General features: G+C 65.3%; 9 protein-coding genes and 1 pseudogene. 6 read left to right on the top strand and 4 right to left on the bottom strand.

Annotation, left to right across the window (positions count from 1 at the left end; translation table 11 throughout):
- Position 1 precedes the first annotated feature (1 nt).
- Positions 2-658 (bottom strand): TetR/AcrR family transcriptional regulator, encoded by a 657-nt coding sequence (locus HGK27_RS15735; RefSeq protein WP_206241756.1) that lies wholly within the window; start codon positions 656-658, stop codon positions 2-4.
- A 132-nt stretch (positions 659-790) separates the two neighbouring features.
- Here HGK27_RS15735 and HGK27_RS15730 point away from each other — a divergent pair.
- From HGK27_RS15730 to HGK27_RS15720, 3 genes and pseudogenes are all read left to right on the top strand, one after another.
- A pseudogene (locus tag HGK27_RS15730) lies at positions 791-2,095 on the top strand (MFS family transporter).
- A gap of 86 nt (positions 2,096-2,181) precedes the next feature.
- Positions 2,182-3,303: a GNAT family N-acetyltransferase gene (locus HGK27_RS15725; RefSeq protein WP_206241755.1), complete on the top strand. Its 1,122-nt coding sequence runs from the start codon at positions 2,182-2,184 to the stop codon at positions 3,301-3,303.
- Positions 3,300-4,130, top strand: a complete 831-nt coding sequence (locus HGK27_RS15720; protein WP_206241754.1) for a proline dehydrogenase family protein — start codon at positions 3,300-3,302, stop codon at positions 4,128-4,130. The genes HGK27_RS15725 and HGK27_RS15720 overlap by 4 nt, the downstream gene beginning before the upstream one ends.
- Here the strand turns inward: HGK27_RS15720 and HGK27_RS15715 are convergent.
- The 3 genes from HGK27_RS15715 to HGK27_RS15705 all read right to left on the bottom strand — a co-directional run bounded on the left by HGK27_RS15715 (position 4,127) and on the right by HGK27_RS15705 (position 7,998).
- A complete protein-coding gene (locus tag HGK27_RS15715; protein WP_206241753.1) occupies positions 4,127-4,876 on the bottom strand; it encodes a dienelactone hydrolase family protein in 750 nt (249 codons plus the stop codon). The two genes, HGK27_RS15720 and HGK27_RS15715, sit on opposite strands and share 4 nt — an antisense overlap.
- A 2-nt stretch (positions 4,877-4,878) precedes the next feature.
- The gene (locus HGK27_RS15710) at positions 4,879-6,555 is read right to left on the bottom strand and encodes a carboxylesterase/lipase family protein (RefSeq protein WP_241127214.1); all 1,677 of its coding nucleotides are present in this window, start codon (positions 6,553-6,555) and stop codon (positions 4,879-4,881) included.
- 141 nt (positions 6,556-6,696) lie between these two features.
- Positions 6,697-7,998, bottom strand: coding sequence for a LysR substrate-binding domain-containing protein (locus tag HGK27_RS15705; protein WP_206241751.1), 1,302 nt, complete (start codon positions 7,996-7,998; stop codon positions 6,697-6,699).
- Positions 7,999-8,481: 483 nt separating this feature from the next.
- On the opposite strand from HGK27_RS15705, the gene HGK27_RS15700 reads away from it, so the two are divergent.
- From HGK27_RS15700 to HGK27_RS15690, 3 genes are all read left to right on the top strand, one after another.
- Positions 8,482-9,465, top strand: a complete 984-nt coding sequence (locus HGK27_RS15700) for a PhnD/SsuA/transferrin family substrate-binding protein (protein ID WP_206241749.1) — start codon at positions 8,482-8,484, stop codon at positions 9,463-9,465.
- A 416-nt stretch (positions 9,466-9,881) separates the two neighbouring features.
- Positions 9,882-10,733, top strand: a complete 852-nt coding sequence (locus tag HGK27_RS15695; RefSeq protein WP_206241747.1) for an amidohydrolase family protein — start codon at positions 9,882-9,884, stop codon at positions 10,731-10,733.
- A gap of 86 nt (positions 10,734-10,819) precedes the next feature.
- The gene (locus HGK27_RS15690) at positions 10,820-12,115 is read left to right on the top strand and encodes an MFS transporter (RefSeq protein ID WP_206241745.1); all 1,296 of its coding nucleotides are present in this window, start codon (positions 10,820-10,822) and stop codon (positions 12,113-12,115) included.
- Positions 12,116-12,132 lie beyond the last annotated feature (17 nt).

Here is a 12,132-nt window from a genome sequence, read left to right as displayed (position 1 = left end):
CTTAGCGCGGCGCCAGCCCACCCATCAGCAGCGAGAGGCCCATATCGATATGGGCTGTGGTGTCCTCGTCGGATTTGACCGTCTTGCACAGGGCGCTCAGCATGCGGACGGCGGTCAGCACCTCGGCGGGGCCGATGTCCTTGCGCAGCTGCCCTGCGGCATGGGCCCGGCTGACCAGCGGCTCCATCGCCACCTGCGCGCGCTGGCCCAGCGCCTTGAAATCGGCGAGCTGGGCTTCGGTCAGATCCACCTCGGCGGCCATGCGGGTGAAGAGCGAGGACATGCGCGCGCCGCGAAACACCATGGAGCGCAAGGCCTGATCCAGCGGCAGATTGCGCTCATGATCGGGGTTCAGCTCGTCGATCTCGCGCTCGAAAATGGCCAGGGCCAGCGCCACGCGATCCCGAAAATTGCGATAGAGCGTGCCGCGCCCGACCCCCGCCAGATCGGCGATTTCCTCCAGCGGCACCGAATAGCCGCGCGTTTCGAAACAGGCCGCCGCCGCATTGAGCAGCGCCTCACGCCTTTGCACGGCATCGCGGCGCCGGGGCAGGGCGGCGGGCAGCGCGCGTTCGATCGGGGTCGAGCGCGCGGGGCGCGACCGAGCGATGGGCGTTGGTGACTCGTGAATCTGGCCGGTCATCGGCTTGTCATACACGGTTTTTTGCCGCGCACGAAGACGGCTTTGGTCGAGCAAGCCAATGATCAGCAAGGGGCAAGCTGCCGGTTGTGCTGACCGCCCGCCTGACGCACAAGGTCCGCCACAGGGCAAAGGGCAAGGTGCCGGGCCATGCGAGGAAGCGAGACCATCATGGTTGCCATGACCGACCAGAGCACGCGGGCGAAGATCGGCGCGATCATCGCGGCATCCAGCGGAAATCTGGTCGAATGGTTTGATTTCTATATCTATTCCTTCTGCTCGATCTATTTTGCCAAGGCCTTCTTCCCGGCTGCGGATCTGACCACGCAATTGCTCAACACCGCGGGGCTCTTCGCGGCGGGCTTTCTGGCGCGCCCGGTCGGCGGCTGGTTCTTCGGGCGCATGGCCGACCGGCATGGGCGGCGCGGCGCGCTGATCGCCTCGGTGCTCACGATGTGTGCCGGGTCCTTGGGCATCGCCTCTTTGCCCACCTAGGCCCAGATCGGCGTCTGGGCGCCGGGGTTGCTGATGGTGGCGCGGCTGGTGCAGGGTTTTGCGCTGGGCGGCGAATATGGCACGGCGGCCACCTATATGAGCGAGGTCTCGATGGCGGGGCGGCGCGGGTTTTTGTCGTCGTTCCAATATGTCACGCTGATCGGCGGGCAGTTGCTGGCCTCGCTGGTGGTGGTGGGGCTGCAGCAGATTTTCCCCGAGGCCGAGCTGAAGGCCTGGGCCTGGCGCATTCCTTTCGTGATCGGCGCGCTGGCGGCGCTGGGCGCTTTGATCGCCCGCCTGCGCTTGCAGGAAACCGCCGGGCATGAGGCGCGCGAAAGTCAGGAGGCCGGCAGCCTGATCGCCCTGATGGAGCGCTATCCGCGCGCTTTCCTCTCGGTGCTGGGCTTTACGGCGGGCGGATCGCTGCTGTTCTACACTTTCACCACCTATATGCAGAAGTTTCTGGTGAACTCCTCGGGCATGAGCATCGCCACCTCCAGCAGCATCATGACGGTCTGCCTGTTTGTCTTCATGTGCCTGCAGCCGGTGATGGGCGCCCTGTCGGACAGGATCGGGCGGCGCAGCAACATGCTGATCTTCAGCATCGGCGGCGTGGTGCTGACGGTGCCGGTGATCACCCTGCTGCATGGCGCCAAAAGCCCGCTGGAGGCCGGCCTGCTGATCACCTCGGCGCTGGCGCTGATCAGCTTCTACACCTCGATTTCCGGCATCATCAAGGCCGAGCTGTTTCCCACACAGGTGCGCGCGCTGGGCGTGGGCTTTGCCTATGCTCTGGCCAATGCGGTGTTTGGCGGCTCGGCGGAATATGTCGCGCTCTGGACCAAATCCATCGGCCATGAAGGTGCGTTTTACTGGTATGTCACCGCAGTGATGGTGCTGGTCGTGCTGGTCAGCTGGGCCCTGCCCAAGCGCGCGCCCTATCTTGCGGAGGACCAATAGGCTGCGCGAGGGCAGGCAATCCTTAGGGATTACCTTGTAAAGCGCCCCGTGAAAGGGCAGCTTTCGTGGGACACCAGAGTTTCAACATGCCGACCAGTCTTGCCGAGCCTGATCCGCGCCCCGAAAGCGGGGTGGCGCTGGATTTCCAGCGCTTCGAGGCGGGGTATCTGCTGGCCGACGCCTGGCTGAATCTGGAGCGCCACGCCAGCCTGCCGACTCAGACTCTGGGCTTTATCGCGGCGCTGGCCCGCAGCCTGCTGGCGGGGGTGAACATCGCGGTCTTCCTCGGGCGCGGCGAGGGCGGAATCGAGGCGCTGATCCCGCTGTGCCGCGCACAATCCTATGCTGCCCGCTGGCGTCTGGCGGGCGCGCGTGAGGTCTTCGAGCCCGGCGATGCCCTGTGCGCGGGCGAGCGGGGCGCCACTCTGCTGGCACAGGTTCTGGCGCGCGATCCCCATGCGCTGTGTCTGGATCGCATTCCGGCCTCTTCGCTGCTGATCCCGGCCCTGCATGAGGCGATGCGCGGGCGCGGGCTGGTCTCGGTGCGCCCGGCGCGCGGTTGCCCGACCATTCCGCTCGATGCGGGCTGGGGGCAGGGCGAGAGCTTCCTCAACGCCGGGCGCCGCTCCGATTTCCGCCGGGCCGAGCGCCGTGCCGCCGCCATGGGCGCGGTCTTCCATGAAATCATCGCGCCCGACCCCGGCGAATTCGACACGCTGTTCGATGAAGCTATCGCGGTGGAGATGAACAGCTGGAAGCGCGCGGCGGGCAGCGCCATCGCCTGCGACCCGGCCAAAGAGGCCTTTGCCCGCGCCTGGTTCCGCCATGCCTGCGAGGAGGGGAGCTTGCGCATCGCCTTTCTGCGCATCGGTCACAAGGCGGTGGCGATGCAATTGGCGGTGGTCAGCCTCAACCGTTACTGGCTCTTCAAGATCGGCTATGATGAGGCCTATCGCAGCTGTTCACCGGGCAATCTGCTGATGCTGCACAGCCTGCGCCACGCCGCGCGCGCCGGGCTTGAGGCCTATGAGCTGCTGGGCGAGGCCGAACCCTGGATCGCCGATTTCTGGACCCGCGAAAGCCATGAGTGTGTGCGGGTGCGGACCTATCCCTTCAACCCGCGCGGCGCTCTGGCGTTGGCGCAGGATGGTGTGGAATGGCTGAGGTGGCGGTTGAGACGGCCAAAGCGCAAAGCCTCAGGAATGTGAGTCTCCGCAGTCGCCTCAGGGATGCCCGCTATGCCTTGCCGGGTCTGCTCGGGCGCCATCTGCCCGCGCCCGATGCGGTCTGGGCGGGGCAGCAGGCGCGGCTCTGGCAGGCGCGGGGCCGGGCGACGAGCTTTGGCTGGTTCCCCGGCGCTGAAGATGCCGATGGTGTGCTGGCGGGCCATCTGGCGCTGGTTGCGGCATTGGCGGGTCAGGATGCTGTGCTGGCCGTGAAAGCGCCCGCTCTGGGGCTGAGTGAAGCGCGCATCGCCACACTGGCCGAGGCGGCGGCTCAGGCCGGTGTGCCGCTGCTTTTCGATGCCCATGGCCCGGCGCTGGCCGATGCCACGCTGGCGCTGGTGGAGCAGGCCATGGCGCTGCATCCCTCTGTCGGCTGTGCGCTTCCCGCACGTTGGCGGCGTAGCGCTCAGGATGCCGCAAGGCTGCGTGATCAGCCGCTGAGCCTGCGGATCGTCAAGGGGGAGTGGGCCGATCCGCAGGGCGATCCTGCTGATCCGGACGTGGCCTATCTCGATCTGGTGCGTGGTCTGGCCGGTCGCGCGGCGCCGGTGGTGGTGGCGACCCATGATCCGGCGCTGGCGGCGCAGGCGCTCGATCTGCTGATCGCTGCGGGTACGCCCTGCCTGCTGGAGCAATTGCGCGGCCTGCCGCACCGCCGCACCGAGGCGGTGGCGCGGCAACACGGTGTTCCCTTGCGGCTCTATCTGCCCACCGGGCCGGGCTGGTGGGCTTATGCCATCGACAAGGCGCTAGCACGGCCCTACCTGCCGCTCTGGGCTCTGCGCGACCGGCTCGGCTTGAAAGATTAGGGCCGCAAGCCTTCCATCAGCGGCACCAGAGTCTGCCAGTGATGCTCGGCCTCGGCAGGATTGTGAGCGGGCATGTCGGCAGGCACCCAGCCATGATGGGCGGGATAGGTCTCGACCTTGCTGTCCACGCCGGCTTCATCCAGCGCGGCGATCAGTTGGGCCTTCTGGGCATCGTCGAAATTCTTGTCCTCGCTGGCACCTGCGACATAGATTTTCGCCGTGATGCGCGGGGCCAGCAGATGCGGGCTGCCCGGCTTGTCGGTCACCAGACCGCCGGGGTGATAGGCCGCCGCAATGGCGATCCTGTCGCCGAAGGTGCCCGCCGCCGTCACCGCCAGGCGCCCGCCCATGCAATAGCCGACCACGCCCACCGGGCCGCCCTGCGCCGCATCATGCAGGGTGATCGCTTCCAGCAGGGCGCCAAGGTCGCTCAGCGTGTTTTCGGTGGTGGTGGGCGTCATGAATTTGGCGCGATGCTCCTCGCGCAGTTCCGGATTGCCGAAGACCTTCTTCGCGTCGATCGGCTCATAGGGGCCGGCGCGATAGAACAGATCGGGCAGAAACACCGCGAAGCTGTGTGAGGCCAGGCGCGCCGCCAGATCCTGCATCGCCGGGCGGATGCCGGGGGCATCCATCAGCATGATCACCGTGGGCCAGGGGCCTTCGCCATGCGGCGTGTGGACATGGGTGGGCATCACGCCATCGGGCGTGGTGACATCGATGATGGTGAGGATGGTGTCGGTCATGGTTACCACTGGTCCTGCGATTGGAAGAAGCGCTCCCAGAAGGCGCGCTTGGCCGGGGTGGCGATGGTCTGGGGGCCGAAATGGTCACCCAGTTCCATCACTTGCGGTTGGGCGGGGTCATAGGCCGGCCAGCGCGGCAGGCCCGGGCCGTTGGGGTTGCCCGTGTGCGCGATGTTGGCCCAATAGGATGACATGGTGTCGCCAATCTTGCGGTCCTCCTGAGTCCAAGGGAGTGCATTCGCGTCGAGGCTGTTGAAAGCATAGATGATTTCGGAGCCATGGAAAGCTCCGGCCATCTCCTTGCTGGGGCCGCTCAGCGCATGGGTCCAGAAGTAGGTGTAAAGCGGGATCTTGACCTTTTTGTTCCAGTCGCGCGCCCACAGCCATGTCGAGATGCGGCCATTGTCTCGCGCGGCATCATTGTTGGCATGGGCCGCTTCATCATCGGTGGTGGCGGGGTAGAGGCGCAGGAACTCCGCCGCCATCGGCCCGAATTTGTGCTTCGCCCAGGCCTGATAGGCGCTCAGCGTAACATTGGTGGTGGGCGCGCCGCCGCGCAGCGGGCCGGTCTGGGGATGGGCGCGGCGCTGGAGGATGGCAGCCTCGGTGACGGCGCCGCTTTCATCTCTGTTGTTGCCCGCCGCATAGGAGATCGGGCTCATCGTGCCCGCCTTCAGCGTGGCGGCATAGCCGCGCGGCAGCACATAGCCATCGATCAGCGGGCGATAGAGCGGCGGATGCGATCCGCTGCCGGTGTCGACATCCGTGTCGGCGGTGCTGGTGCCCTGCATCACCTCTTCCCACGGCATGGCGCGCAGCTGGGCCATGGTGGTGGCGTGCTTTTGCGCCATATAGGCCTCGCCCTGAGCGCGTGCCGCCGGTTTGCTGCGGTAGGAGGTGGCGAGATAGCGCAGCTCCGGATCGCCCGGCGCGCGCACCTGACTCTCGCCGATGCCATGCTTGAACAGCCCGCGCGCCAGCGGTGACATGGTGAGAAACTGCACCGATCCCGCCCCCGCAGACTGCCCGGCAATGGTGACATTGGCGGGATCGCCGCCAAAGGCCGCGATGTTGCGCTTCACCCATTGCAGCAGGGCGATGTCGTCCATCAGCCCGTAATTGCCCGAGGCGCCATGCCCCGATTCCTTGTCCAGCTCCGGCGTGGAGAGGAAGCCCAGCGGCCCCAGGCGATAGTTGAAGGTGACGACCACCAGACCTTTCTTCGCCAGACCCTCGCCATCGAAATTGGGGTCGGCGGCATTGCCCTCGTTAAAGCCGCCGCCATAGATCCATACGAAGACCGGGCGCTTTTCACCGGCCTTGCGGGCCCCGGTCCAGACATTGGCGGTGAGGCAATCCTCGCTCATCGCCAGATGCTGCTCCTGCGCATGGGGCGTGACCTGCGGACAGGCCGGGCCGAAGGCGGAGGCATCGCGCTCACCCTGCCACGGCGTGGCGGGGGCCGGAGGACGGAAGCGCAGATCGCCCAGCGGTGGGGCGGCATAGGGGATGGCTTTGAAGACGCCCAGCGCAGCATCGCGCCCTGCCGTGCCCTTCAGCGTGCCCGTCTCGATCCTCACCTTGAGCAAGGGGGCGGGCTGGGCCTGAAGCGGGGCAGCGATCAGGCTGCTCAGGGCCACAGCGAGCGATGGGGCGATGATCGGTGGCAGGCGGCGCAAGCGGGCTCTCCTCGACATATATGGTTTTTTCTGGAGTGCCTTGTGGCCGCTGGCGGCGGCGCGGTGCTATCCAATCCGCGTCGCGGCGATATATTCTGAGACCGGCAAGGCGCGCCGCCTTTTGGCGGCGCGCCCTCTCGATCAGCCCGCCAACTGCCTCAAAGGCAGCACCGTGGAGGCGGTGACATGGGCGCGAAGCAGGTCGATAAAATCCTGATGCAGCCTTGTGGGTAACCAGTTGGCGCGCTGGGTGATGCCGATGGCGGGCAGCGGCAGGATATCGTCAAAGGGCACGGGCGCCAGAGCGCTGCCCTCATGGATCAGCTCATAGCTGGTCATCAGGGTCAGGCGGTCACTGCCGCTCAGCAGATGGCGGATCACCGCCATGGCCGAAGTGGCGATGGGCGCATGCGGCTTGGCGCTCCCGGCAAAGAGCGATTCGAAACAGGCGCGGCGGCTGGAGCCTTCCGAACCGACGATCCAGTCATAGCGGGCCAGATCCTCCAGCGTGACCTGCCCCTTGCGCGTCAGCGGATGGCCGCGCCGGGCCACGATGGTGTAGGGCGTTTCGGCAAGGATCTGATTGGTGATATCGGCTTCGGGCGCCTCCTGAAGCAGGCCGATTACCAGATCGACATCGCCCGCGCGCAGGCGCTTCATCATCTCGCTGGCGCCTTCGTTGATGATGCGCAGATCGGCGGCGGGGTGGCGGGCGAGGAACTCCTCAAGCACGCTGGCCAGCAGCACGCTGCCGCCGAAGGGCAGGGCGCCGATCACCAGCTTGCTCTCGCCCGCGCCGCGCGCCACCTCGATCTCGTGAATGCCCCAGGCGATTTCCTGAAGCGCCAGTTTCAGCTTGCGGCCAAACTCGATGCCCGCCGGGGTGACCATCACGCCCGCAGCCGTGCGGTAATAGATCGACTGGCGCAGATTGCTTTCCAGATCGCGCGCGGCGCGCTGCAGGCTGGCTTGCGTCAGGCCCAGCTCCCGGGCGGCCAGCGCGAAGGAGCCGCATTCGATGATCGAGATCAGGCTGCGCACCTGCGAGCGCGAGATGCGGTTGGCGATGGCATGGGCCCCGCTGGCGCCGCCCGGCACGTTGAGATCGACCAGCGCCTGCTCCATCTGATCGAACAGGCGGGTGACGCGCTTGTGCATGATCCGCCCGGCATCGGTGAGGTAGCTGCCGCTGGCGCGCCGCTCCAGCACGCAGGCGCCCAGCTGCTGCTCCAGCTTGGCCAGCGCCTGTGTGACGGCGGGCTGGGAGAGGTTGCACTCCTCCGACCCGCGCCGCACGCTGTTGAGGCGGCCCACGCTTTCGAACAGCTTCAGCTGGCGGAAGCTGATGGATGAAGCGCGGTCCTGCTCATGATGGGCCTGGCCCTGATCGGCCTGATCATGGCTGATGTCTTCGTGGCGATCCTGATCCTGTTCGATAGGCATGGTTTTCGCTCTCCCTTATCCCGCCTTTAGCAGTAAAATTTATCACCGGGAATATCGCCCGACTTATCGGGCTGCCCCATGTTGCGGTGCAATGCGGGTCTGGGGCGGCGATTGAAAGGGCGGCCGGGGTGCGCGTTTCTGGATGTGATTCAGAAGCGATAATCCCAGCATTAATTTGATATAATGCGCTAATTTGCGGATGCCTGCTGCGAGCGGATCGCAGCTCGGCAGATCGCGCGAGCGGTGTTTTGCATGGTGCCGGCAAGGGCAGGCGCACCCTCTCGCCGAGCGTTGAATGTATAAGCCGGGCGCAAAACTTATAACGCAGCGCACAAGACCTCAATCACCCGCTTGGCGGAGGGGCGATAGGAAATGCTCCCTCGGTTAGAGGAAGTTGTGCGGCTCGATTGACGGTGTTGCGGGGGTTGGTGTGAGGAGGCGGGGTATTGAAGCCAGCTATGCAAGATTGAAGGAGAGACGACGATGGCCGAGAAGCTGCCCCTGACATTCGCGGTGGCCGAAGCGCCCCATACCTCGGCGCTGCGCGATGGCACGATTGGGGTGGAGGGCGTCGCGGGTGACTGGCTGACCATCAAGCCGCAGATCGGCGCCTTCCGCCGCATGGTCCGCGATGTGGAGTTCGACGTCTGCGAACTGGCCCCCACCACCTACATCATCGCCCGTGCCTATGGCGCGCCCTTCATCGCTTTGCCGATCTTCGTGCTGCGCAAGTTCCATCACGCGGGCCTGCTGGTGCGCGAGGACAGCGGCATCAAGCACCCCAAAGATCTGGAAGGCAAGAAGGTGGGCGTGCGTGCCTATTCGGTGACGACCGGCGCCTGGACCCGCCAGGTGCTGATCGACGAATACGGCGTGGACAACAGCAAGATCAACTGGTTCGTGGACGATGAAGAGCACGTCACCCAGATGAAGCTGCCCGCCAATGTCGCCCATGCCACGCGCCCGCTGGCCGATATGATGGCCGATGGCGAGCTTCAGGCGGGTTTCCACGGTAACGCGGGCATTGGCCGCAAGGGCAACCCCACCGCCGGCTTCAGCAACACCGGCTGGCAGGAGGTCGAGGCCCATTACCCCGACCTCTTCCCCAATGCCGAGGAGCTGGAGTGGGACTACTACCGCCGCACCGGCGTCTACCCGATGCACGGCACGATTGTGATCAAGGAATCGGTGGTGCGCGAGAACCCCTGGGTCGCCAAGGCCATCTATGAGGCCTTCGATGAGGCCAAGCAGGGCTGGCTCAAGGACTTGCATTCGGGCGCGGCGGATACGGCCTCGGACAAGCGCTATCGCAAGCTGCTGCCGCTGGTGGGGCATGATCCGCTGCCCTATGGCATCGATGAGAACATCAAGACCATTCAGGCGCTGGAGAAGACCGCCTTCGATCAGGGCCTGACCCCGCGCCGGATGAGCATGGATGAGCTGTTTATCGATCCGCGCAAGCTGTAAGGGTTCAGGAAGGCAGGAAAAGGAGAATGCGAGGGTATTACACCCTCGCGCTCCCATGAATGTCTGCGTGGCGCTTCGGGTTCGGCCATAGGGCTAACGTCGCTGCGCCGCAGGCACCAGTTCAAGGCGCCGGGGCTTCCTGCCTGCGGCGCCTTTTTCGTGCCCGTGGAAAGGTTGCGCACCGCCAGGATGCCACCAACCTCAATGTCGGGAGACGTCATGGGAGCGCGAGGGGGTAACCCCCTCGCTTCTTCTCTTCCAACCCCCTTCAAACGCCCAAACCCCTTCCCTCCGAACAACCAAACTTATGACTCCAGCCCCAACATCGACTTCCCGGCGCTCGGCGATCGCGCGAACGTAAATGCGCTTTTGAGGAACACCCCGGCCAGCGCGCCGGTGAGGGGAGATTGGCCGCGATGGCTTTTGAGTATGTCGATATCCACCCGCACATCATTTCGGATGACGAGACGCGTTATCCGCCCGCGCCCTTGTTCGGCAAGCGCTCGGACTGGTCGCAGGAGCGCCCGAACACCGTCGAGGCGCTGATTGCCGCGATGGATGAGGCGGGCGTGGCCAAGGCGGCGGTGGTGCATTCTTCCACCACCTATGGCTTTGACAATGCCTATGTGGTCGATGGCTGCAACCAGTATGCGGACCGCCTGATCGCGGTGGGCAGCGTGGATGTGGCGGCGCCCGATGCGGTGGCCACGATCAAGGACTGGGTCGGCAAGGGCCTGAAGGGCCTGCGCATTTTCACCGGCGGCTCGACCAAGGATTTCGACCCGACCGAGCTGGAAAACCCCGAAGCCTATCCCGCGTGGGAGCTGCTGGGTGAACTGGGCATCCCCATGTGCATCCAGACCGGCCCCATCGGCCTGCCTCAGGTGCGCGATCTGGCCACGCGCTTCAAGAATGTGAACATCATTCTTGACCATCTGGCCCGCCCCGATGTGCTGGACGGCCCGCCCTATGCCAATGCACAGAGCCTGTGGGACATGGCCGATCTGCCCAATGTCTATATGAAGCTGACGCCGCGCATCATGGGCGATGTAAAGAAGGGCGAGGCCAGCGCCGAAACCTTCTTCCCCAAGGTGGTGGAAACCTTCGGCGCCGACCGTCTGGCCTGGGGCTCGAATTTCCCGACCTCGCCCGGCACGCTCTCCGAGATCAAGGCGACGGCGGAAGATCGCCTGTCCACCCTGTCGGATGAGGACCGCGCCTGGGTCTTCGGCAAGACCGCCCAAAAACTCTATCCTTCGCTGGCCTGATCGGGCACGAGGGGCCGCGCCACGCAGATGGCACGGCCCCTTCCAAGGGTCGCATAACACCGCAAGACACACCCGGGAGAGGGTTCATGGCATCGACTTCCACCACACCTGCGGCGCCTGATGGCGCGGTCAGGGCATCGTCAGACCTCTCCGCCGCGGCGCGCTGGGCGATTCTGTTTCTGCTGGCGCTTGGCGTGCTGATCTCCTTTCTGGATCGCACCAGCATCGGCTCGGCCATTGCCGACAAGGGCTTTGTGAAGGAATTCGCGCTTTCCAACGTGGGGCGCGGCTGGATCAATTCAGCGTTTTTCTGGTCCTATGGCGTGGCTCAGGTGCCGATGGGCTGGATCGTGGACCGCTATGGCGTGAAGCGCCCCTATGCCATCCTCTTCCTGCTGTGGTGCGCGGTGTCCTTCTTCACCAGCATGATCAATGTGCTGGGCGCGCTGTTCCTGATGCGCCTGCTGGTCGGCGTGGCCGAGGCGGTGGTGATCCCCGCCAGCTACCGCTGGATTCGCAACAATTTCGAGGAAGGCCGCAGCGGTCTGGCCGTGGGCATCTTCGCCATGGGCAACAAGTTCGGCCCGGCCATCGGCGCTCCGGCGGCGGCGTGGCTGATCGTCAACTATTCGTGGCGGGCGATGTTCATCTCCATGGCGGTGGTGGGCATCATCTGGCTGCTGGGCTGGATGTTCCTGGTGCCCGATGACATGCCCAAAGCCGAAGCCCGCGCCGAGATCGGCCGCAAGGCCGGCGGCATCACGCTGGGCGCCGCGCTGAGCAGCCCCGTCGTCTGGGGCGGCATGCTGACCAACTTCTGCTACGGCTATTTCACCTTCTACTGCATGACCTGGATGCCTGCCTATCTGGTGGAAAAGCGCGGACTTTCTCTAGCTAAATCAGGCCTCTACACCTTCTTCAGCTTTGCGGGCATCGCCATCATGGCCATGATCGCGGGCTGGGCCGCCGACCAGTTCATCGCTCGCGGCAAGGACCCGGTGCTGGTGCGCAAGACCTTCATCATCGCCGGTTTCTTCGGCGGCTGCACGGTGCTGCTGGGGGCTTACTCCTCCTCGCTGAATGTGGCGCTGTTCTGGAATGTCTTCTCGCTGACGGCGCTGGGGCTGGCCACGGCCAACAACCTGGCCCTGTGCCGCCTGACGCTGATTCCCAAGCCCGCTGTCGGGCTGGTGACGGGCGTGCAGCAGGTGGCGACGTCCTTGGCGGGGGGAGTTTCGGCGTCGCTGTCGGGCTGGTTGCTCTCGGTCAGCGGGGGGTACGATCTGCCGATGATGGTGATCTTCGTGTTCCTGCTGCTGGGCGCGGCCTCGACATGGATTCTGCTGCGGCCCGAGTGGGCGCCCAAGTTGAGTGAGGTTTGAAGAAGGAAAGGGGAAAT

The sequence above is a fragment of the Novosphingobium terrae genome, assembly GCF_017163935.1.
In the GTDB taxonomy this organism is placed as follows: Bacteria; Pseudomonadota; Alphaproteobacteria; order Sphingomonadales; family Sphingomonadaceae; genus Novosphingobium; species Novosphingobium terrae.
The sequence above is the reverse complement of the archived record's forward strand: the minus strand, read 5'-3'. Positions and strand labels throughout refer to the sequence as shown.